Source organism: Pseudomonas sp. D4-21 (assembly GCF_051132125.1).
Classification (GTDB): Bacteria; Pseudomonadota; Gammaproteobacteria; order Pseudomonadales; family Pseudomonadaceae; genus Aquipseudomonas.
Genome location: NZ_CP071664.1, coordinates 341624 through 364013, shown reverse-complemented (window position 1 = coordinate 364013; position 22390 = coordinate 341624). Strand labels below are relative to the sequence as shown.

The 22390-nt window shown below is 60.7% G+C and carries 22 protein-coding genes; 12 read left to right on the top strand and 10 right to left on the bottom strand.

From position 1 onward, the window contains the following. The first annotated feature begins 41 nt into the window (after positions 1 to 41). Genes rfbB through J3Q04_RS01605 form a run of 7 tightly spaced genes read left to right on the top strand, consistent with a single transcriptional unit; the run spans position 42 to position 7136 of the window. Positions 42 to 1124: a dTDP-glucose 4,6-dehydratase gene (gene rfbB / locus J3Q04_RS01635; RefSeq protein ID WP_434608333.1), complete on the top strand. Its 1083-nt coding sequence runs from the start codon at positions 42 to 44 to the stop codon at positions 1122 to 1124. Further along, on the top strand, positions 1121 to 1996 hold the full coding sequence (gene rfbA, locus J3Q04_RS01630; protein ID WP_434608335.1) for a glucose-1-phosphate thymidylyltransferase RfbA: 876 nt from the start codon (positions 1121 to 1123) through the stop codon (positions 1994 to 1996). Before rfbB ends, rfbA begins: the two co-directional genes overlap by 4 nt. Continuing rightward, positions 1993 to 2538: a dTDP-4-dehydrorhamnose 3,5-epimerase gene (gene rfbC / locus J3Q04_RS01625; RefSeq protein ID WP_420766413.1), complete on the top strand. Its 546-nt coding sequence runs from the start codon at positions 1993 to 1995 to the stop codon at positions 2536 to 2538. The genes rfbA and rfbC overlap by 4 nt, the downstream gene beginning before the upstream one ends. Continuing rightward, positions 2535 to 3416 (top strand): dTDP-4-dehydrorhamnose reductase, encoded by an 882-nt coding sequence (rfbD, locus tag J3Q04_RS01620; protein ID WP_434608338.1) that lies wholly within the window; start codon positions 2535 to 2537, stop codon positions 3414 to 3416. The genes rfbC and rfbD overlap by 4 nt, the downstream gene beginning before the upstream one ends. A 35-nt stretch (positions 3417 to 3451) precedes the next feature. Next, on the top strand, positions 3452 to 5260 hold the full coding sequence (locus J3Q04_RS01615; RefSeq protein ID WP_420766415.1) for a sensor histidine kinase: 1809 nt from the start codon (positions 3452 to 3454) through the stop codon (positions 5258 to 5260). Further along, entirely contained in the window at positions 5257 to 6648 is a 1392-nt protein-coding gene (locus J3Q04_RS01610; protein WP_434608340.1) for a sigma-54-dependent transcriptional regulator, read from the top strand. Before J3Q04_RS01615 ends, J3Q04_RS01610 begins: the two co-directional genes overlap by 4 nt. Before the next feature lie 32 nt (positions 6649 to 6680). After that, positions 6681 to 7136 (top strand): thioesterase domain-containing protein, encoded by a 456-nt coding sequence (locus J3Q04_RS01605; protein WP_434561184.1) that lies wholly within the window; start codon positions 6681 to 6683, stop codon positions 7134 to 7136. Positions 7137 to 7204: 68 nt separating this feature from the next. On the opposite strand, the gene cysQ is transcribed toward J3Q04_RS01605, so the two are convergent. Continuing rightward, a complete protein-coding gene (gene cysQ, locus J3Q04_RS01600) occupies positions 7205 to 8032 on the bottom strand; it encodes a 3'(2'),5'-bisphosphate nucleotidase CysQ (protein WP_434608342.1) in 828 nt (275 codons plus the stop codon). Continuing rightward, complete coding sequence (gene nudE / locus J3Q04_RS01595) at positions 8029 to 8595, bottom strand: ADP compounds hydrolase NudE (RefSeq protein ID WP_434561188.1); 567 nt, start codon at positions 8593 to 8595, stop codon at positions 8029 to 8031. The genes cysQ and nudE overlap by 4 nt, the downstream gene beginning before the upstream one ends. Before the next feature lie 89 nt (positions 8596 to 8684). Between nudE and yrfG the strand changes: the two genes are divergently transcribed. After that, positions 8685 to 9347 (top strand): GMP/IMP nucleotidase, encoded by a 663-nt coding sequence (gene yrfG, locus J3Q04_RS01590; RefSeq protein WP_434608344.1) that lies wholly within the window; start codon positions 8685 to 8687, stop codon positions 9345 to 9347. A gap of 111 nt (positions 9348 to 9458) precedes the next feature. On the opposite strand, the gene lysM is transcribed toward yrfG, so the two are convergent. Then, positions 9459 to 9899 (bottom strand): peptidoglycan-binding protein LysM, encoded by a 441-nt coding sequence (lysM, locus tag J3Q04_RS01585; protein ID WP_434608346.1) that lies wholly within the window; start codon positions 9897 to 9899, stop codon positions 9459 to 9461. 135 nt (positions 9900 to 10034) lie between these two features. On the opposite strand from lysM, the gene J3Q04_RS01580 reads away from it, so the two are divergent. From J3Q04_RS01580 to J3Q04_RS01565, 4 genes are all read left to right on the top strand, one after another. Beyond that, positions 10035 to 10922 carry a LysR family transcriptional regulator gene (locus tag J3Q04_RS01580; RefSeq protein ID WP_434608348.1) on the top strand — a complete coding sequence of 296 codons (888 nt, stop codon included), beginning with the start codon at positions 10035 to 10037 and terminating at the stop codon, positions 10920 to 10922. 93 nt (positions 10923 to 11015) lie between these two features. Then, complete coding sequence (gene fdhD / locus J3Q04_RS01575; RefSeq protein ID WP_434608351.1) at positions 11016 to 11855, top strand: formate dehydrogenase accessory sulfurtransferase FdhD; 840 nt, start codon at positions 11016 to 11018, stop codon at positions 11853 to 11855. Beyond that, positions 11852 to 14200, top strand: coding sequence for an FdhF/YdeP family oxidoreductase (locus tag J3Q04_RS01570; protein ID WP_434608353.1), 2349 nt, complete (start codon positions 11852 to 11854; stop codon positions 14198 to 14200). Before fdhD ends, J3Q04_RS01570 begins: the two co-directional genes overlap by 4 nt. Before the next feature lie 237 nt (positions 14201 to 14437). After that, positions 14438 to 14920: a glycine zipper domain-containing protein gene (locus tag J3Q04_RS01565; RefSeq protein ID WP_420766425.1), complete on the top strand. Its 483-nt coding sequence runs from the start codon at positions 14438 to 14440 to the stop codon at positions 14918 to 14920. A 72-nt stretch (positions 14921 to 14992) separates the two neighbouring features. On the opposite strand, the gene J3Q04_RS01560 is transcribed toward J3Q04_RS01565, so the two are convergent. The 7 genes from J3Q04_RS01560 to J3Q04_RS01530 form a co-directional block, all read right to left on the bottom strand. Next, positions 14993 to 15412: an acyl-CoA thioesterase gene (locus J3Q04_RS01560; protein WP_420766426.1), complete on the bottom strand. Its 420-nt coding sequence runs from the start codon at positions 15410 to 15412 to the stop codon at positions 14993 to 14995. 46 nt (positions 15413 to 15458) lie between these two features. Then, positions 15459 to 16685, bottom strand: coding sequence for a 3-hydroxyacyl-CoA dehydrogenase NAD-binding domain-containing protein (locus tag J3Q04_RS01555; protein WP_434608355.1), 1227 nt, complete (start codon positions 16683 to 16685; stop codon positions 15459 to 15461). 729 nt (positions 16686 to 17414) lie between these two features. Then, on the bottom strand, positions 17415 to 17648 hold the full coding sequence (locus tag J3Q04_RS01550; RefSeq protein ID WP_434561200.1) for a DUF7683 domain-containing protein: 234 nt from the start codon (positions 17646 to 17648) through the stop codon (positions 17415 to 17417). Beyond that, positions 17645 to 18844 carry a colicin E3/pyocin S6 family cytotoxin gene (locus J3Q04_RS01545; RefSeq protein ID WP_434608357.1) on the bottom strand — a complete coding sequence of 400 codons (1200 nt, stop codon included), beginning with the start codon at positions 18842 to 18844 and terminating at the stop codon, positions 17645 to 17647. The genes J3Q04_RS01550 and J3Q04_RS01545 overlap by 4 nt, the downstream gene beginning before the upstream one ends. 230 nt (positions 18845 to 19074) lie before the next feature. Further along, positions 19075 to 20619, bottom strand: coding sequence for a phosphoenolpyruvate carboxykinase (locus J3Q04_RS01540; RefSeq protein WP_420766430.1), 1545 nt, complete (start codon positions 20617 to 20619; stop codon positions 19075 to 19077). 178 nt (positions 20620 to 20797) lie between these two features. Further along, on the bottom strand, positions 20798 to 21700 hold the full coding sequence (gene hslO, locus J3Q04_RS01535) for an Hsp33 family molecular chaperone HslO (RefSeq protein WP_434608359.1): 903 nt from the start codon (positions 21698 to 21700) through the stop codon (positions 20798 to 20800). 258 nt (positions 21701 to 21958) lie between these two features. Next, complete coding sequence (locus J3Q04_RS01530) at positions 21959 to 22363, bottom strand: RNA-binding S4 domain-containing protein (RefSeq protein ID WP_420766432.1); 405 nt, start codon at positions 22361 to 22363, stop codon at positions 21959 to 21961. Positions 22364 to 22390: the final 27 nt, after the last annotated feature.

Below are 22390 nucleotides of genomic sequence, written 5' to 3'. Positions count from 1 at the left end.
CTCCATCGCTGTATCGTCTTATCGAAAAAAGGCTTAACCGGATGCGCATTCTCATTACCGGCGGTGCCGGCTTCATCGGCTCGGCTCTCATACGGCATTTGATTCTTGATACCGATCACCAGGTCCTGAACCTCGACAAGCTGACCTACGCTGGCAACCTGGAGTCGCTGAGCAGCATTGATCACGACAGCCGCTACGAATTCGTGCAGGCGGACATCGTCGATCAAGCAACGATCAGCGCGGTGCTGGCGCGGTTCAAACCTGACGCAATCATGCACCTGGCCGCCGAATCCCATGTGGACCGCTCCATCGACGGTCCGGCGGACTTCATCCAGACCAACATCGTCGGCACCTATAGCTTGCTCGAAGCAACCCGTGCCTATTGGCAGGCCCTGGCCGAACCGCAGAAACGGGCGTTTCGTTTCCACCATATTTCCACCGACGAAGTGTATGGCGACCTGCACGGCGTCGATGACCTGTTCACCGAAACCACCGCCTACGCCCCCAGCTCGCCTTACTCAGCCAGCAAGGCAGCGTCCGACCACCTGGTCCGGGCCTGGCAGCGCACCTACGGCTTGCCCGTGCTGCTGACCAACTGCTCGAACAACTACGGGCCGTTCCACTTCCCCGAGAAGCTGATCCCGCTGGTCATCCTCAATGCGCTGGCGGGCAAGCCGTTGCCTGTCTATGGCGACGGCCAGCAAGTGCGCGACTGGCTCTACGTCGAAGACCACGCCCGGGCGCTGCTCAAAGTCGTGACGGAAGGTGTAGTCGGCGAGACTTACAACATTGGTGGCCATAATGAGCAGAAGAACATCGATGTCGTGCGCACCATCTGTGCGCTGCTCGAAGAACTCGCGCCCCACAAACCCGAGGGCGTCGAGCGCTATGCGGACCTGATTACCTTCGTCAAGGATCGTCCCGGGCATGACCTGCGCTACGCTATCGACGCCGGCAAGATCGAACGGGAGCTGGGCTGGACCCCTCGGGAAACCTTCGAGACCGGGCTGCGCAAGACCGTGCAGTGGTATCTGGAGAACCTGCTGTGGTGCCGGCGCGTGCAGGATGGCAGCTATCAAGGCGAGCGCCTTGGCTCGCTCGACAACAAGGATACGATTGCATGATGAAAGGCATTGTTCTGGCCGGCGGTTCCGGCACGCGGCTGCATCCGATTACCCTCGGGGTGTCCAAGCAGTTGTTGCCGGTCTACGACAAGCCGATGATCTATTACCCGATCTCGGTACTGATGCTCGCTGGCATCAAGGAAATCCTGATCATCTCCACCCCGCAGGACCTGCCCCAATATCGAAATCTGCTGGGCGATGGCGCCCAGTTCGGCGTCCATTTCAGCTACGCCGAGCAGCCGACCCCCGACGGTCTGGCCCAGGCTTTCCTGATTGGCGAGCAGTTCATTGGCAATGATCCGGTCTGCCTGATCCTGGGTGACAACATTTTTCATGGCCAACATTTCGGCGAGCAATTGCAGACCGCCGTCAACCGCCCACGCGGTGCGACGGTGTTCGGTTATTGGGTCAAGGATCCCGAGCGTTTCGGCGTGATCGACTTCGAACCCGAAGGACGCGCCGTCTCCATCGAAGAAAAACCCGCCGCCCCCAAGTCCAGCTATGCGGTGACCGGCCTGTATTTCTACGACAACGACGTCATACAGATCGCCAAAGCCATCAAGCCGTCCAAACGAGGCGAACTGGAGATTACCGACGTCAACAATGCCTATCTGCAACGAGGGGACTTGCATGTCGAGCGCTTTGGCCGCGGCTTTGCCTGGCTGGACACCGGCACCCATGACAGCCTGCTGGAAGCCTCGCAATACGTTCAGACCATTGAGCATCGCCAAGGCCTGAAGGTCGCATGCCTGGAAGAAATCGCCTATCAACAGGGCTGGGTCAGCCGCGAGCACGTATTGGAGCGTGCCAGTTACTTCGGCAAGACCGGCTACGGCCAATACCTGTTCAAGATTGCCGGAGAAACACGTTGAATGTCATCGCCTCGCGACTGCCGGAAGTCTTGATCCTCGAGCCGAAGGTCTTCGGCGATGATCGCGGCTTCTTCTATGAAAGTTTCAATGCCCAGGCATTCGCCGAAGCCACGGGGCGCACGGTGCAGTTCGTCCAGGACAACCATTCGCGCTCGGCCAAGGGCGTGCTGCGCGGCCTGCATTACCAGATCGAACAAACCCAGGGAAAACTCGTGCGCGTCACCGCCGGCGAGGTACTCGACGTTGCGGTGGACATTCGCCGCAGCTCGCCGACATTCGGCCAGTGGGCCAGCGTACGCCTGTCGGGACAGAACCATCGGCAGCTGTGGATTCCCCCTGGATTTGCCCACGGTTTTGTCGTACTGAGCGACTCGGCGGACTTTCTCTACAAGACCACCGATTACTACGCCCCGTCAGCCGAGCGCTGCATTCGCTGGGACGACCCCGACCTGGCGATTGACTGGGAGTTGCCAGGCGCACCGATCCTGTCGCCCAAGGACCAGGCCGGCAAGGCCCTGCATGAGGCCGATCTGTTCCCATGAGTACTTCCTCGCGCATCTTGATCATCGGCCGGAACGGCCAGGTCTCCCAAGCCCTTCAAAAGCGCCTGGCCGGCATCGGCGAACTGACGGTGCTGGGCAGCAGCCAGCTCGACATGGCCCGACCCGATCACCTGCGCGCGCCTATCGAGGCGGCGCGGCCCGACCTGATCATCAACGCCGCCGCCCATACGGCGGTCGACCAGGCCGAGAGCGAGGCGCAGCGGGCCTTCGCCATCAATGCCATCGCACCGGGCGTGCTCGCCCAGGCGGCGCTCGAACTGGGCGTGCCGCTGATCCACTACTCCACCGATTATGTCTTCGACGGTCGCAAGCACACCCCCTACACCGAGGACGACGCGCCCAACCCGCTGAGTGTCTACGGTCGCAGCAAGCTGGCGGGCGAAGAGGCCATCCGCCAGGCGGGCGGAGAGCATCTGATCCTGCGCACCAGTTGGGTGTATTCCAACGCGGGACGCAATTTCCTGTTGACCATGCAGCGCCTGCTGCAGGAAAAGCCCCATCTGCGCGTCGTCTCGGACCAGATCGGCGCACCGACCTGGGCGGGGACGATCGCCGAGAGCACCGCGAAGCTGATCGAGCGCTGGCAAGCTGGGCAACGCGGCGCCTGGGGCACCTATCACCTGACAGCCCAGGGCCAGACATCCTGGTTCGGATTCGCCCAAGCCATCGGTGAACACCTGGTCGAGCAGCACAAATCCTGCGCCGTGCTTGAAGCCATCGCATCGAGCGAATACCCGACCCCGGCGCCGCGTCCGTTGAACTCGCGCCTGGACTGCGCCCGGCTGGCCAGGGAGTGGGGCGTGAGCCAACCAGACTGGCGAAGCGCGTTACAGCAGTGCCTTGCCGGGCAAGCCTAGGCATAATGCGCCTGTAACCCCAGGCGCAGACTTCCATGACCTCCACCCTCCCCCGCAGACCTCGTTGGCGCAGCCTGGCGTTGCTCGCGCTGTGCCTGGCACCGTTGCTGTGGCCGCTTGAGCATCTGGCCGAGCGCTACTACCGCAGCGAACTGGCCGGGCAGAACAGACAGACACTCGACCTCTACGTCGCCAACCTGCTGGGGACGTTGCACCGCTACGAAGTACTGCCCCAGATACTCGGCGAGCTGCCGGCCCTGCGCGCGGCCTTGTCGACGCCGGACGATGGCGTCACCCAGGGCAATGCCAACCGGTTATTGAAAAACATCAGCGCCCAGACCGGCGCCGAGGTCATGTACCTGATGGACGCCACGGGCAAGACCCTGGCGGCGTCTAATTGGGATAAGCACGACAGCTTCGTCGGTCGCAATTTCGCCTTTCGCCCTTATTACATCGAGGCCATGGCCGGGCGCCTGGGACGTTTCTTCGGCCTGGGCACCACATCGGGCAAACGCGGTTATTTCTTCGCTGCCGCCGTGCATGATCGCGAAAAAGTCATCGGCGTATTGGTGGTCAAGGTGGACCTGGACCACACCGAAAGCCTATGGGGCAAAACGCCTGAACAGCTCTTGGTGACCGACCACAACGGCGTGGTCATTCTCACCTCGCGCCAGGAATGGCGTTTCCGCTCGACGCGGCCCCTGAGCGATCCGGAAAGCAAGGCGATCAGCGCGATACAACCCTACCCTACCCGTGACCCCAAGCCGCTCAACCTGGACCCCAATGCCTGGCTGACCCAGACCCAGGCCATCGAAGAAACCGGCTGGAATGTGAGCATCCTGGCCCCGCGCACCCTGATTGACCGCCCGGTGCGCACGGTGGTCGTCATCGGCGGCGCGGCATTGCTGGTCTTGATGCTGTTGCTCGGGTTGATGATGCAGCGCAGGCGCCACTACCTGGAAAGAATCGCCTTCGAGGCCAAGGCCCGTCATGAATTGGAGGGCCGCGTCGCGGAACGCACCAGCGACCTGGAGGGCCTCAACCGTCGTCTCAAGCAAGAGGTGCTGGAACGCGAGCACGCCCAGCAGGAACTGGTCCGTGCCCAGGATGATTTGGTGCAGGCCGGCAAGTTGTCGGCGCTCGGCACCATGTCGGCCAGCATCAGCCATGAACTCAACCAACCGTTGGCGGCGATCAGAAGTTATGCCGAAAACGCAGAAATACTGCTCGATCACCAACGCACCGACGACGCCCGTGGCAACCTAAAGCTGATCAACGAACTGACCGGGCGCATGGCGTCGATCATCGCTCACCTGCGCGCCTTCGCGCGCCGCGACCGCCACGCCCCGGAAAGCGTCGCGCTGCAACCGGCGCTGGACGATGCCCTTGCCTTGCTCGCCAAACGTCGGCGCAGCATGGAAGTGGAGTTGATCCGTGACCTGCCCGCCGCCACCTTGTGGGTCGAGGCCGGTGAAACACGCCTGCGCCAGGTGCTGGGCAACCTGCTGGCCAATGCCCTGGATGCCCTGACTGAAAAAGGTCCGCCGCGTAGACTCTGGCTCAGTGCCCAGGCGACCGAAACCGGCGTCAACCTGTACATCCGCGATAACGGCCCGGGTTTCTGCATGGAAGCCCTCGGCCGCGCCGGCGAGCCGTTCTATACCACCAAGACTCGCACCCAGGGCCTTGGCCTGGGGCTGGCAATCTGCGACACCCTGATGCGCGCCTTCGGCGGCGAATTGTTGTTCGCCAACCACAAGGAAGGCGGCGCCCTGATTACCCTGAAGCTGCGGGCGGGTGCGCCCGGGGTGAGCCTGCAACCGTCCGAGGACCGTAGTGTATGACCATCGAAAACCAGATTGAGGTGGTGCTGATCGACGACGATCCCCACCTGCGTCAGGCCCTGAGCCAGACCCTCGACCTGGCTGGGCTGAAAATCCTGCCACTGGGCGAGGCCAACGGCCTGGCCGGGCAACTGCCGAGGGATTGGCCAGGCGTGGTGGTCAGCGATATCCGCATGCCCGGCATGGACGGCCTGGAACTGCTGGGCCAACTGCACGCCCAGGACCCGGACCTGCCAGTGCTGCTGATTACCGGCCATGGCGATGTACCGCTGGCCGTGCAGGCAATGCGCGCCGGGGCCTACGACTTTCTCGAAAAACCCTTTGCCAGCGATCATCTGCTCGACAGTGTGCGTCGGGCCCTGGCTTTGCGGCGCCTGGTCCTGGATAACCGCAGCCTGCGCCTGGCCCTCAGCGATCGCCATGAACTCAGCGCCCGGCTGGTAGGACAATCGTCGCCCATGTTGCGCCTGCGCGAGCAGATCGGTGCCTTGGCAGCGACGCGCGCCGACGTGTTGATCCTGGGTGAAACCGGCGCCGGCAAGGAAGTGGTCGCCCGCGCGCTGCACGATCTCTCGAGTCGACGCAACGGGCCGTTCGTGGCGATCAACGCCGGCGCTTTGGCCGAGTCGGTGGTTGAAAGCGAACTGTTCGGCCACGAACCCGGCGCCTTCACTGGCGCGCAGAAGCGCCGTATCGGCAAATTCGAATTCGCCAATGGCGGCACGTTGTTTCTCGATGAAATCGAAAGCATGAGCCTGGACGTGCAGGTCAAATTGCTTCGCCTGCTGCAAGAGCGGGTGGTGGAACGACTGGGTGGCAATCAGCAGATTCCCCTGGACATCCGTATCGTCGCCGCCACCAAGGAAGACCTGCGCCAGGCCGCCGATCAAGGCCGCTTTCGCGCCGACTTGTATTACCGGCTGAATGTCGCGCCGCTGCGCATACCGCCGTTGCGCGAGCGCGGTGAGGACGTGCTGATGCTGTTCCAGCATTTTGCCGATGAGGCCAGCGCCCGTCATGGCCTGCCGCCCCACGAACTGCTACCGGCCCACCGGGCGCTGTTGTTGCGCCATGACTGGCCGGGCAACGTACGCGAATTGCAGAACGCCGCCGAGCGTTTCGCCCTGGGCCTGGAGCTGGCCCTGGATAGCAGCACGCCGGAAGGCCAGCCAGGCGCCCCGGTGCAAACCGTCAGCGGCGGTTTGAGCGAGCAGGTTGAGAACTTCGAAAAAACCCTCATAGCCGCCGAGCTGGCACGGCCTCACAGTTCAGTGCGCAGCCTTGCCGAAGCGTTGGGCATTCCACGCAAAACCCTGCACGACAAGCTGCGCAAGCATGGACTGGCCTTCGGCGACAATAGCCCAGGCCAGGCCGACGATTCCGATTGAGTCCTGCCACCCACCGTTAGAAGAGGGCCCGCATGAACCGCGACAGCCATTATCTGGAAACGATCCTGCACCGGGACATCCCATTGACCCGGGACATGGGCCTGAAGGTGCTCCAATGGCAGGCCCGCCAGCTGCGTCTGTTCCTGCCGCTCGAGGCCAACGTCAACCACAAGAGCACCATGTTCGGGGGGAGCCTGTATTGCGGCGCGGTGCTGGGTGGCTGGGGCTGGTTGCACCTGGCCTTGCGCGAGGAGGGAGTCGAAGACGGACACATCGTGATCCAGGAAGGGCAGATCAGCTATCCGCTGCCCGTGACCCGAGACGCAACCGTCATTTGCGACGCGCCCGATGAAAAGACCTGGAAACGTTTCGTGGCGACTTATAAGCGCTACGGGCGGGCGCGGCTGGCATTACAAACGCGGGTGTTGAACGTCGACAGCGAGAATGTGGCGGTGCAATTCGAAGGGCAATACGTTTTGCACCGCTGATCATCGTTAATTCACGTGGCGAGGGAGCTTGCTCTCACAAAAGCATTCGGCCAGAAATCAGCCTTGGTTCAAGAGCGGGCAAGCTCCAACAGCTTCCCACGCCACGCCGCTTTCGCCGGCAGCGCCAGGAACGAAGCATTCAACAGCGACTCGCGCGGTGGATAGCGGAACGGTTCGCCGCTCAGGTCCAGCACCTCGCCGCCCGCTCCTTCGAGTACGCCCTGGGCGGCGGCGGTGTCCCACTGAGACGTTGGCGCCAAACGGGGGTAACAATCGGCGGCGCCTTCAGCCAACAGGCAGAATTTCAGCGAACTGCCGATGTTGGTCAGTTGCAAGGCGCCGAGGCTCTCACTCAAGCCGGCCAATAGGCGCTCCTGCTCCGCACTGGTGTGGCGCCGGCTGGCGACCACGGTAAAAGCGTCTCCAGGCGCCAGCGCGTTACGCACCGTGATCGGCGAAGGCTCGACGCCTTTCTCGCCACGCCAGGCCCCCAGCCCCACGCCACCGACGTAGAAACGGCCATTGGTGGGCATCGAGACCACGCCGAACACCACCCGCCCCTCTTCGACCAAGGCGATGTTGACGGTGAACTCTTCACTGCCCGAGATGAATTCCTTGGTGCCATCCAGCGGGTCCACCAGCCACCAGCGTTTCCAGGTAGCGCGGACGCTTTGCGCGATATCGGCGTCCTCCTCGGAGAGGATCGGAATATCCGGCGCCAGCGCGGTCAATCCAGCGACGATGACATCGTGGGCGGCCATGTCCGCGGCGGTTACAGGCGATTCATCCGCCTTGTGCGCAACTTCTACATCGGCGCGCCAGAACGGCAGGATTGCCGCGCCGGCCCGAAGCGCCAGTTCGATCACCGGGACCATCAGCGGGTGAGGAAAATTCATGGCAGGTAGGCTCCACGCTGGGTCAGCAGGTCGCGGGCCAGATACAACGCCGCCAGCGCCCGTCCCTCGGTGAATTGGGGATTCTGTGCAAGGGCCGAGAGCTCGCCCAGGTTGATCTTGTCCACTCGCATCGGCTCGGGTTCGTCGCCCTCCAGCCGCTCTTCATACAGGTCGGTCGCCAGCACCACTTGGATCTTCTGGCTCATGTAGCCAGGCGACAACGACAGCTCCGTCAGGTGTTCCAGCTGACGCGCGCCAAAACCGGCCTCTTCCTTGAGCTCGCGCTCGGCCGCCGCCAGCACGTCTTCGCCCGGCTCGACCAAACCCTTGGGCAATGACCACTCATAAGCGTCGGTACCGCCACAATACTCTTCCACCAGCACGGCATGGTCGGCGTCGAGCATCGCAACAATCATCACCGCGCCGTAGCCAGGGCTCTTGGCCGCCAAACGCTCGTAAGTGCGCTCCACACCATTGGAAAAACGCAGCTTCATTTCTTCCACGCAAAACAGGCGGCTGGTGGCGACGATCCGTCGGTCGAGTATGGTGGGTTTCTGGCGCATAAACGGCTCCCTGGGCGATAGCGGGCTACTATACCCGGCCTATTCTGATTGTTTGTGTCGGATATCCGATTACCGCTGGAGAAGTTTTTATGGCCTCGTTGCCTTGGCACGCGATCGACACGGTCCTGCTGGACATGGACGGCACCCTGCTGGACCTGCATTACGACAACCATTTCTGGCTGGAACACCTGCCTCAGCGCTACGCCGAACTGCATGGCGTCAGCCGCGCGATGGCCGAGATGGAGCTGCAACCGCTGTTCGAGCGCAACGCCGGCCAGTTGCAATGGTACTGCCTGGACTTCTGGACCGCGGAGTTGAAGTTGCCGGTGCGCGAATTGAAACTGGAAACCGCCCACCTGATCGCCCTGCGCCCCGATGCCGATACGTTCCTGGCAGCGATCCAAAGGGCCGGCAAACGCGTCGTGATGATCACTAACGCCCATCGAGACTCGCTGTCGCTGAAGCTGGAGCGTATCGAGCTCGCCCCGTATTTCGAGCGTTTGATCAGCTCTCACGATTACGGTTTCCCCAAGGAGAACCCGCAGTTCTGGGATGCCTTGCAAGCCGACCTGGACTTCGACCCCGCTCGCAGCCTGTTCATTGACGATACCTTGCCAGTCTTGCGCAGCGCCCGTGATTTTGGCATCGCGCATCTGCTGGCGGTCAGCGAACCGGACAGCCGCAAGGGGCCGAAGGATACCGGGGAATTCGAAGCGGTCGGGGATTATCGGGATTTGATTGCCGGGCTTTGAACCGCGCTGCCTTCATCGCGAGCAAGCTCGCTCCCACAATGGTTTCGCCGCGAACCAAAGCCTCTGTGGGAGCGAGCCTGCTCGCGATGAAGGCGCCGCAAATGCGGCAGTCTATTCCGGAATACGCAGCACCTGCCCCGGATAGATTTTGTCTGGGTGCGAAAGCATCGGCTTGTTGGCTTCAAAGATCTTGTTGTACTTGTTGGCGTCACCGTACTCGGCCTTGGATATGGCGCTGAGCGTGTCACCCTTCTTCACGGTTACGAAACGTGCGGCCTGCGCTACCGGCCCAGTCACGGTGATCTGATCGTCAACACTGCCGACACCTTGGATATTGCCCACAGCCAGCAGGACCTTTTCTTTTTCCTCCTGGCTCGAGACTTCACCGGTCACGATGACTTTGTCACCTTCAACGGTCGCTTGGATATTGGGGTTGCCCAGCCCGACTTTACTGATGTGCTCCTTCAATTGCTCACCGGCATTGGCATTACCGGGGGTCAGGAGATCGATAAGTTTCTCACCCGCCTCCTTCACAAAACTAAAAAGACTCATGGCGCTTGCTCCTTGGAATTGAATGTCCAGACACAAAGCCTAGACCAAGCCCACCGAGCCCGCCTTCCAACCGACCAATGACCCCAACACGCCCAAAGCGCTAGAATCCCAATCTTCCCGCGCCAAGGAGTGAAGATGGACATCAAGCAGCTGAAATTTCTCATCGCGCTCGACGAAACCCGCCACTTCGGCCAGGCCGCCGCCCGTTGTCACATCACCCAACCCACCCTGTCGATGCGTTTGCGCAGCCTGGAAGAAGAGCTGGGCCTTCCGTTGGTCAACCGCGGCCAGCGTTTCGAGGGTTTTACCGCGCCAGGCGAACGGGTGCTGGCTTGGGCACGCACAGTGCTGGCGGCCTATGACGGGCTTCAGGCCGAAGCGGCGGCCTGCCGTGGCAACCTGGTGGGTACGCTGCGCCTGGGCGTGGTGCCGCTGTCGGATTTCGACCCGCTGTCGATGATGCAACGCCTGCACACCGAGCACCCGAGCCTGCGCTTCGAATTATCGTCTTTGAGTTCGGAGCGCATCCTCGAACAATTGGCGAACAACCGCATCGACCTGGGCATTTCCTACATGGAACGCCTGGATAACGAGCGCTTCGAATCCTTGCCCTTCAGCCACACCCGCATGGGCCTGCTGTACGACCAGCGGTTTTTCTTTTTTGGCGAAGAACCGCTGAGATGGGAATCACTGGTTGAACTGCCCCTGGGCATGCTCACCAGCGGCATGCATTTTCGCCAATCCATCGATCACGCGTTTCATAGCCGAGGCCTTGCACCTCAACCGTTGCTGCAAACCGACGCCGTGCATCAATTGCTGCAAGCGGTGCATGGCGGATTGTGCTGCGCGGTGGTGCCATTGGACAGCGGACTGAACGTCATGACCGAGGACTTGCGCATCCAGCCCATCGAAAACGCCCAAACCCTTGTTCCGCTTGGGCTGATCATGCGGCGCGGGGCTCCGCGCTCGGCGTTGGCGGAGGCTTGTTTCGCCCTTTACCAGAAATCAATAACCTTTTCTTGATCGACGTCATCTATTGAAAGATCAGTAATAGCGATTAGACGTGGCAGATTGCCGCATTTAGTCTTAGCACTATTCCTACTTTCAGTGATGCCCATGAACGACAAGCCTCAGGCCTGTCCAGTGCCTGACGTGGAACCTTCCACGCCAGCCGCCAGCCAGAGCTATCGCTACTGCAACCTGGAGCACTTCGAATCGGCCAGCGCCGCGCTGGCCGAGGAAGTGGCGTTGGCCATTGCCTATAACGGCATCAGCCAAGCGGTGATGCTGGTCACGCCAATCGATCTCGAGGATTTTATCGTCGGGTTCAGCCTGGGCAGCGGCATCATCGAGGATCCAGCGGACATTTACGACTTGCAACTGAGCGGCGCCGGTTCGGCCCAATATGCCCAGGTCACCATCGCCAATCGCGCCTTCTGGAATCTCAAGGAGCAACGTCGCCAAATGGCCGGCACCAGTGGCTGCGGACTCTGTGGCGTGGAAGCCGTGGAACAGGCGCTGCCCGACCTCAAGTCGCTGCCCGGGGCACCCTTGCCACCAGCGCAATGGCTCGATGGCCTGCGTCAACGCATCAGCCAGTTCCAGCCCCTGGGCCAACACTGTGGCGCCGTCCATGCGGCATTGTTCATGAACGCCAACGGCGAGTTGCTGATGGGCCGCGAAGACATTGGCCGGCACAACGCTCTCGATAAATTGATCGGCGCGTTGATCCGTCAGCAAATCCCGGTGGCTGGTGGCGTGGCAATCGTCACCAGCCGTTGCAGTCTCGAATTGATCCAGAAAGTACTGCGCGCCGGCATCCAGACGTTGGTCAGCCTGTCGTCGCCCACGGGCCTTGCCGTGCAATGGGCCCGCCAACACAACCTCAACCTCATCCACCTGCCGCAAAAAAGTGCGCCGCGGGTCTATAGCCCTGCGATGGAGAAACAAGCGTGAGCAATTATCAACAAGCCAACCAGAAACCCGCACCGCGCTACAAACCCTACAAGGGCCCAGCCGGTGGTTGGGGCGCGCTGATCAGCGTTGCCCAGGCCTGGCTGACCAGCGATAACGCGCTGAAAAACATCCGCATGATGCTCAAGACCAACCAGAACGGCGGCTTCGATTGCCCTGGCTGCGCCTGGGGTGATTCGCCAGAAAGCGGCATGGTGAAGTTCTGTGAGAACGGCGCCAAGGCGGTGAACTGGGAAGCGACCAAACGTCGTGTCGACGCCGCTTTTTTTGCCAAGCACAGCGTCACGTCATTGCTCGAGCAGAGTGACTACTGGCTTGAATACCAGGGGCGCCTGACGGAGCCGATGCAATACGACGCGCAAACCGACCGCTACAAGCCCATCAGCTGGGATGCGGCATTTGCGTTGATCGGCAAGCATCTGCAGGGACTGTCCAACCCGAACGAGGCCGAGTTCTACACCTCGGGCCGGGCCAGCAACGAGGCAGCCTATCTGTATCAATTGTTTGTGCGCGCGTACGGCACCAACAATTTCCCCGATTGTTCGAACATGTGCCATGAGGCCAGCGGTGTAGCCCTGTCCCAGAGTGTGGGTGTTGGCAAAGGCACGGTGACATTTGACGACTTCGAGCATGCCGACGCGATCTTCGTCTGGGGCCAGAACCCCGGCACCAACCACCCACGGATGCTCGAACCGCTGCGCGAAGCCGTGAAGCGCGGCGCCCAGGTCGTATGCATCAACCCGCTGAAAGAGCGTGGCCTGGAGCGCTTCCAGCATCCGCAACACCCGCTGGAAATGCTAACCAACGGTGATAAACCCACCAATACCGCGTATTTCCGTCCAGCCCTGGGCGGAGACATGGCCGTGCTGCGCGGCATGGCGAAGTTCCTGCTGCAATGGGAGCGTGAAGCACAGAACAGCGGCGGCCCCGCAGTATTCGACCATGGGTTCCTCAACGAACACAGCGTCGATGTCCTGGAATACCTGGCGGTCGTCGATGACACCCCATGGGAACAAATCGCCGAACAATCAGGCCTGACCCTGGCCGAGATCGAGCAGGCCGCGCGCATGTACGCCAAAGCCAGCAACGTGATCATGTGCTGGGCGATGGGCATTACCCAGCACCGCCATTCCGTCGCGACCATCCAGGAAATCGCCAACCTGATGATGCTGCGTGGCAACATCGGCAAGCCAGGCGCGGGGCTTTGCCCGGTGCGAGGGCACAGTAATGTGCAGGGCGACCGGACCATGGGCATCAACGAGCGTCCGCCCGTTGCGTTCCTCGACGCGCTGGAGCGGCGTTTCCAGTTCAAGGTGCCGCGTGAAAACGGCCATAACGTAGTCGAGGCGATCCACGCCATGGCCGAGGGCCGGGCCAAGGTATTTATCGCCTTGGGCGGCAATTTCGCCCAGGCTACTCCCGATAGCCACCGCACCTTCCAGGCCCTGCGCAATTGTGACCTGACCGTACAGATCAGCACCAAGCTCAACCGCAGTCATCTGGCCCACGGGAAAGATGCGTTGATCCTGCCGTGCCTCGGTCGCACCGACATCGACCTGCAAGCCGAAGGCTCCCAGGCCGTGACCGTGGAAGACTCGTTCAGCATGGTCCACGCCTCCAATGGCCAATTGCAGCCGTTGTCGAACCAGATGCGTTCGGAGCCGTGGATCATCGCCGGCATCGCTGCCGCCACGCTGGGCAGCCGTCCGGTGGATTGGAACTGGCTCGTGGCCGATTACAGCCGCATCCGCGACCTGATCGCCGAGACCATCCCCGGCTTCAAGGACTTCAACCAGAAACTCAAGAATCCCGGTGGCTTCTATCTGGGCAACAGTGCCGGTGCCCGTCGCTGGAACACACCGTCGGGCCGCGCCAACTTCAAGCCCAACCGGTTGCCGACCGACCTGCTCCACGAGCGGACCCGAGCCACAGGGCAATTGCCGGACCTGATCCTGCAATCCATGCGCTCCCACGACCAGTACAACACCACCATCTACGGCCTCGATGATCGCTATCGCGGTGTGAAAGGCCAGCGTGACGTACTGTTCGTCAACGAAGCGGACATCATCCGACTGGGCTTCAAACACGGGCAAAAGGCCGACATCGTTTCCCTGTGGGACGACGGACGCGAGCGGCGGGTCAAAGGGTTTACCTTGCTGGCCTTCGACATCCCGGCCGGACAGGCCGCCGCCTACTACCCGGAAGTGAACCCGCTGGTACCCTTGGAAAGTACCGGTGACGGCAGCCACACCCCGACCTCGAAGTTCGTGGCGATCCGTCTGGAAGCGGCGAGCGAGAACGGGCTGATCATGGCCAAATCGGCCTGAGTCAATCCTGGCGTTGTACTGGCCTTGCCGGGCACTTTCAGACGCCCATGAAAAAGGCCGTTTTCCAGTGAAAACGGCCTGTCTGAAGTAGCTAAAGACCGGCAAAATCTACTTAAGTTCCGCTATGAAAACAGTAACTTAGCGAATTGTGCACAAGTCGTGTTACTCGTCGGATTTCGATTGTAACCAAGCGAAGCCAGCCTCAGGATCGCGCCGTCATCCCTTTGAGGCTCCTCTATGAAGTTCTCCTCCATTCTCTTGTTGTCCCTTGGCCTGGTCAGTGGCGTCGCGTCTGCCGGCGGTACCGCCGAAGCAGGTGTAGGCGGCGCATTGGGCGGGGTTTTGGGTTCGGTCGTCGGCCAGTCCCTGGGCGGCAACACCGGCTCCACTATCGGCGCGGCCCTGGGCGGCGCGGGCGGTAGCGCAGTCGGCGCAGACAAACATAGCCGCGGCGAAGCGGCAATCGGCGGCGCACTGGGTGCAGCCGGCGGTAACGTGGTCGGCCGCAGCGTGGGCGGCTCCACGGGCAGCCTGATCGGTGCCGCAGCGGGCGGTGGCGCCGGTGGCGCACTGGGTAACTACATGGGCAAGGACGACGATGACGACCGTTACGAAGGTCGCCGTAGCGATCGCCGCTACTACCGCGATGGCCACCGGGGCCGCGGTCATGCCTACGGACATCGCAAGCACAAGCACAAGCATCGCTATCACGACGATTGACGGCCGGTTTGACCCGTACCGTTAGATGATCGCAGCCTTCGGGAGACTGACCGGAGGCTGCGATTTTTCGTTTCAGGGTACCAATCGTTCCAATGCCTCGCGTAGCCGACCCGGGATCGGCACTGGCTGATTCGACATCCGGTCCACGAACACATGCACGAAGCGCCCCGCCGCGCAGGCCTCCTGCTCGTTCTCCTTGAACACCGCCAGCTCGTATTGCACCGAACTGTTGCCCAGCTTGGCGACCCGCAGGCCGATCTCGATCCGGTCCGGAAATGCGACCGATGCAAAATAGTCGCAGGCTGAACTCACCACGAAACCCACTACTTCGCCGTCATGGATATCCAGTCCACCGGCCTCGATCAGGTAGGTATTCACCGCCGTATCGAAAAAGCTGTAGTAGGTGACGTTATTGACGTGACCGTACACATCGTTGTCGTGCCAGCGCGTGGTCACCGGCTGGAAATGAAAGTACTCGGTGCGCTGGGGCATCTCTTGTCCTTGGTTGTGCAGTGTTGTGGGGAAGACAGGCTGTCGGTTATCGCTGCGAGAAACCCTTGCCTTGCGCCGCCAACTCTCCGATCAGGCGAGCAGGCTTCCATTGATCCCCCTGCTTCGTCTCAAGGTCCACCAAGCGTGCATGGATGTCCGCAAGGCCTTGCTGATCAGCCCAGGCCATCGGGCCGCCCTTGTCAGCCGGGAAGCCATAGCCGTTGAGATACACCAGGTCGATATCGTGGGACGACTCGGCAATGCCTTCCTGGAGAATCTTCGCACCTTCGTTGACCAGCGCCAGCAAGCAGCGTTCGAGGATCTCATCGGCGTCGATGTCACGCCGCTGGAAACCCAGGTCCTCGCTGACCCGCTGCACCAGCGCATCGACTTCTACATCGTGTTCAGCCTGCCGGCTGCCCGGCTCATAGTGGTAATAACCGTTGCCACTTTTCTGGCCGAACCGACCCAACTCGCACAAGCGGTTGTCCACCTGCACCTCGGGGGCATCCTGCCCTTGGCCCGCCAGCTCCCGCGCGCGCCACTCCAGATCGATACCGACCACGTCGTACATGCGAAACGGCCCCATGGCGAAACCAAAGCCCTGCAGCGCCGCATCCACCTGATGGGGGAACGCACCCTCCAACAACATCTTTCGCGCCTCCAGCACATAGGGATGAAGCATTCGGTTGCCGATGAAGCCGTGACAATTGCCCGACACCACGCTCACCTTGCCCATGCGCTTGCCCAGCGCCAGGGCAGCGTCCAGCACAGCCTTGGCCGTTTGTGCGCCGCGCACGATCTCCAACAACTTCATGATGTGCGCCGGGCTGAAGAAGTGCAGGCCCAGCACTTGCGTTGGCCGACGCGTGGCGGCGGCAATGGCATCGATATCCAGCGCCGAGGTGTTACTTGCCAGGATCGCCTCGGGCTTGAGCATGCCGTCCAGCTCGCGAAATATCTTCTGCTTGAGTTCGAGGTTCTCGTAGACCGCTTCAATGACCAGGTCCACGTTGCGGATCGCCGCGTAGTCCTGCGCCCGCGCAATACGGGCGATCCTGGCGTCGGCTTCGCTTTGTTCGAGTCGGCCCTGGCGTACGTTATGGGCGTAGGTCTCGGCCACCGTGGCCAGCGCCTGCTCCAGCATTTGTGGATTGTTATCGACCCACTGCACCGTAACGCCAGCGTTGGCCAGGCACATCACGATGCCCCGCCCCATGGTGCCTGCGCCGACCACGGCGGCGCGCTGGATATCGAAGGATGTCTGGCTCATGTTTGCTCTCTTGTTGGCGATCCAAAGACTGCTTCACCTTAGTCAGCCATCGACATTTTTTGAAATTTATTCGTGTGATGGAGGGCATTCAGCGGATGGATGGAGCTCAGAGTTGCGCCAGGGTCCACCGACGAATCTCGGCGTATGGTTACTCTTCCAGCGCGGCAAATCCCCGGATCGTCCGGGCCTTCAGCTTGGTGAAGAGCGGCACACTGATGCCGCAGAGAAGCCGGGCGGTGTGCTACTCATGCTTGTATCGAGCAAAGGTAGGGGATGAAAAACGATACCGGATGATACAACCCGGAAGCCTTCTTCTTTTGCCACAGGGCGATACAAATCAGGGCTCTTTGATGTCTCGTCTCTGCTTCCTGGCCGCGTTAAGGTGCGCCGTCATGCTGGGAAATATTCCCCGTGCCAGACGAGCAGGACGCCCGTTACTTTGGAATTCAAGAAGGAAAGATAGTCATGTCGTACAAACTGACATTGCCCGCCGCCCTGATCATGTTTCTCTTACTGGGTGGATGCATGAGGCTACCCGAAGTGCCCCCGATGCTAGCGGGAGGCGAAACGCCGCTCGCGGCGTCTGGGACCTGCTGATTTATCGAACCACCCAAACCTTATTTCACCTATACAACCTCGCTTTCCTTGAACAAAGCCTAGTACCTTGAGTTCTTAGGACTTCGAGCGGGGTAATCATTCATGGTGTCGCACCTCGCATAAGTCGGCCTATCAATAGTCATTACAAGTGATTTGAAAAATACAGCTAGAACGGTAGATTTCTTTACCTAAAATCTCCTCGAACTTACTAAGCTGGGCTCTCGTTAGATTATAGCCCTCCCAGCCTTCCTGCTCGTTAGCCCATCCCATGATCTGCTTTGTACGTTCTTCCTGACCTTCAGGTATTTTTTCTTCAAAATCCAGGAATCCGGTTTTCCGATCGAAAGCTTCAATCATATAAATCATGGCTCGACACTCCTGGTTTTGTCTGCGGGTTTAGTTTGCTCTCCCGTGATCGGACTGTACTCGCCGAGATGTTGTCCACGCTTGGTATACATTTCGACTGTTCCGTGTTGAGAGTCCCATTCCAAAATAATTCCTTTTAGGGTCTTCCAGCGTTTCCTTAGGGCGCCCCCGCCCTTGACCCGAGTTTTACGATCAGCGCGCAATGCGTCTGGAAAAGCGATCAGCACCTCCGGAGCTTTATGATACTTGTGGTCCCCAAGAACACTGAGTACGACGTAGATCGGCGAAACCCCAGACCCCACCGGAAACACAAGAATGAAATCCTTGTATTCCGGTGGATAAATCGGATTGACGATAATGCTGTCCGCCATGGGTGTCGGCGGGAAGATCCAGATACGCGGCGCCTGTGGCGCAGCCTCCAAAGCTGGGATGCCCAACGTCGCGCAAGGGTCCACCGCCGGCGTCCAGATCAACTCGACCCCATCGCCAAAATCTGCCACTTGCTGCTCGCCACGCGCCTGGAATGTCACCACCGGGATCATCTCCCAGTCGCGTCTTGACTGGGTGTTGTAGCCATACCCTTTCAGCGGCCCGTCGGCCTGGGTTTCGACATGTAGGCGAACCCGGCTGCGCGCTTTTTCAAGGGACCTTAGTTGCTCTTCGGTGTACAGCGAACCATCGCCCAGGTTCGAAGGCATCAGCAGCCCCACCAACCCCACCAGCGCGCCGGCCGCCACGGGTGCCGTGACCGTCGCGCCAGCGCCAAGGGAGGCCAAAGCGGTCCCACCCAGTGCGAGCGTGCCAAAACTCGCCGGTAACGCTCCGCTGATGGTCTTCAGCGGTACGCAGCCTGACGCGTCAACCTCCCGACCGCCCAACAATTTGAACGCACCATAGGCGCTCAGCAGTTCCGTCGGGATGTAACCGGTTGGATTGTGATAGTCGATGATTGCATCGGGCAGTTCGCAGGATTTGGCGAACACACAGCCCTTGATGCTCGGTGCATCCCTCTGGCTTGTCTGGCCCAGCCGCTGGCTCATGTATTCCTCTTGCCGAACGAGCATGTCCTCATGGGCTTTAAAATCGGCGTCTCTTTTTGCCAGCTCGCCCGGGGTCATGTCCCGCAGGACTCTGTAGCGCCTTTCGCCACCGCGGTACTCCCAGACCTGAGGGATATCGCTTTTACCTTTCGCCATGCTTCGTCCTTGCTCGGTCAGCGCCGGCTCAATACAAGCGGCGCGGCGAACCTTACCGAGTAAGCAAGGAATTGATCACCAGACGGTTCCGAGACCGACGTGAGACTTTTCTTTTTGTTGGGATACGATTTCGCCCTCTACTTTCCAGGGATAAACAGGCGCGGGAAGAAAAATAGTCACCCACAAAAAAGCCGCCCTTAAAGGGCGGCTTTCTCATGTATCGGCAAGCCTTACAGCTGTGGACCTGCCGCCTTGATCGCATCGCTCACTTCGAACTTCTTGAAGTTTTCGATGAACAGACCGGCCAATGCCTTGGCCGCTTCGTCGTAGGCGGCCTTGTCGGCCCAGGTATTGCGTGGGTTCAACAGGCCAGTCTCGACGCCTGGGACGGCCAGCGGCACGTCCAGGTTGATGATGTCCAGGTGTTCGGTTTCAGCACCGATCAGCGCGCCGCTCTGGATCGCTGCGATCACCGCACGGGTGGTCGGGATGTTGAAGCGCTTGCCGACGCCGTAGCCGCCGCCGGTCCAGCCGGTGTTGACCAGGTAGACCTTGGAGCCGAAACCACGGATGCGCTTGATCAGCAGCTCAGCGTATTCACCGGCTGGACGCGGGAAGAACGGCGCGCCGAAGCAGGTGGAGAAAGTCGACTTGATGCCGCTGCCCGAACCCATTTCGGTCGAGCCCACCAGTGCGGTGTAGCCGGACAGGAAGTGGTAGGCGGCTTGTTCTTCGCTGAGGATCGACACAGGTGGCAGTACGCCGGTCAGGTCGCAGGTCAGGAAGATCACGGCGTTTGGCTCGCCACCGAGGTTTTTTGGTGCGCGTTTTTCGATCAGCTCACGCGGGTAGGCGGCGCGGCTGTTCTGGGTCAGGCTGTCGTCGGCATAGTCGGCTTTCTTGGTGACCGGGTCCAGGACCACGTTTTCCAGTACGGCACCGTGCTGGATGGCTTTCCAGATGACCGGCTCGTTCTTCTCGGACAGGTCGATGCACTTGGCATAGCAACCGCCTTCGATGTTGAAGACCACGCCCACGCCCCAACCGTGCTCGTCGTCACCGATCAGGTAGCGGCTTTCATCGGCGGACAGGGTGGTCTTGCCAGTGCCCGACAGGCCGAAGAACAGGGTCACGTCGCCTTCTTCGCCCATGTTCGCGGCGCAGTGCATCGGCAGCACGTCGGCGGCCGGCAGCAGGAAGTTCTGCACGGAGAACAGGGCTTTCTTCATCTCGCCGGCATAGCGCATGCCTGCAATCAGCACTTTCTTGGCCGCGAAGTTGATGATCACGGTACCGTCGGAGTTGGTGCCGTCGCGCTCAGGCTCGCAGACGAAGTTCGGCGCGTTGAGGATCTGCCATTCGTCCTTGCCGCCGGCGTTGTATTGCTCGGGGTTGATGAACAGGCAGCGGCCGAACAGGTTGTGCCAGGCAGTCTCGGTGGTCATCTTGACCGGCAGGTAGTGCGCAGGATCGGAACCTACATGCACGTGGGAGACAAAACGCTCGCGCTCGCCCAGGTAGGCTGCGACGCGGTTCCACAAGGCATCGAACTTGTCAGCCGGGAACTTGCGGTTGATCGGGCCCCAGGCAATGGCGTGCTGGGTGGTTGGCTCTTCCACAATGAAACGGTCCACTGGCGAACGACCGGTACGATGACCGGTACGTACAACCAGCGCGCCAGTATCGGCAAGCTCGCCTTCACCGCGATTCAGGGCTTCTTTAACCAGATCATCGACACTCAGATCGGTGTACACGGCGTTATTGGCTTGCGTCATGAGATTCCCCGTCGGCCCGTGGCCGAGTGCTCCAAACGTTTTGTAGTAGGAAGTCGCGCACTACTACCCGAAAAAAGTGGGCCGGATTATGCCAGAAAAGCCCAAAAAGAGTAGGGCCCTCCCGTCAGTACGGCGTAAATCCGGCGTTTGCCAGGAGATTTACCTGCGCTGAACCGATTTAGTGACGAGTATCTGACGGTGTGTCGACACCCGCACCGGCGAACAATTGGGCGATGTCCGCGGCATCGAACAGGTAGCGCTCATTGCAAAACTGGCAATCGATTTCGATGGCGCCGCCATGCTCGATCACCAATTGCTGCGCATCTTCCAGACCCAGACTGACCAACGCATTGCCGGAACGTTCACGGGAGCAACTGCATTTGAAGCGTAACGGCTGGCCTTCGAACAGGCGAACCTGTTCTTCGTGGTAGAGGCGATGCAGGATGGTTTCGTTGTCCAGGCCCAGCAGCTCATCGGCGCTCAAGGTGCTGGCGAGAGCGGTGACGTGTTGCCAGCTGGCATCACGTTCTTCCGAATCACGAATGCGGTCGGCCGGCAATTGCTGCAACAGCAGGCCACGGGCACGCCGCCCGTCGGCGTACAGCCAGAAGCGTGTGTTGGTCTGCTGGGACATGACGAAGTAGTTGGTGAAGCACTCGGCCAGCGTTGCGCCGTCGAGATCGACAATGCCTTGGTAGCGCTTGCCATGGCTCGGGTCGACCGTCAGGGCCAAAACGCCATTGGGCATCAGGTCGGAGAGTGTCGCGTCGGGGGCGATCTGCTCGGCGTGATAACGGGCCAGGCCTCGGATCTCACGCTCGCTCGAACACTCGATCATCAACAATGGCACCGGGCCTTCGGAACGGGCCTGGAGAATCAACAAGCCATCGAATTTCAAGGTACCCACCAGCAGCGCCGCGGCGGCCATCAACTCGCCGAGCAACTGCGCGACCGGCTCCGGATAGGGGTGCTTGGCGAGGACTTCGGCGTAGCTACGCTCCAACGCTACCAGCTCGCCACGGGCGTCGCTGTCATCGAAGATGAAACGTTGGGTGTAGTCGTTATCCGGTAAATCAGTCATAGGAGTCTGGTTCTGAGGTGATGGCAATGGATGGCTGGCATTTTATGGGCATTCAGGATGGGTTCCAAGCAAGCCATGATTTTGCTTTGTGGGAAGACTGAACATCTATCCGCATGTGCAGCGCTGTTGTGGCGAGGGAGCTTGCTCCCGCTCGGTTGCGTAGCGACCGCAAGATTCTGGGGCCGCTACGCCCGAGGCGTCGGACCGGCCCAGCGGGAGCAAGCTCCCTCGCCACGGGTTACCGGTGTGGCCGATGCTTTACTCGCTGTTGCTACCATGGAACTTGAACAGGTCTCGCCGTTGTTTCTTGCTGGGCTTGCCATCGGTGCTCACACCCAGGGCACCAGCCTTGCGTTGGGCGGCTGCCGCTTCGCGCTTGGCGACGCTGGCTTCGGTCTCGCGGTATAGCGTTTGAGCCTGCGGCGCGCCGCGACGCACGATGGACAAAGCTTCGACGACCACCGTTTTTTCGTCGAAGCCTGTTCGAATGACGTATTCATCACCGATACGTGGCTCTTTGCCAGGCTTGCATCGTTCGCCCCGGTGATGGACCTTGCCGCTTTCAATGGCAGCCTTGGCCAAGGCACGGGTTTTATAGAATCGTGCCGCCCACAACCATTTATCGAGACGGACCTTGTCATCCTCTTCGCTTTTTTGTGCCACTTGGATTCCTCTTTCTAACCTATGGCT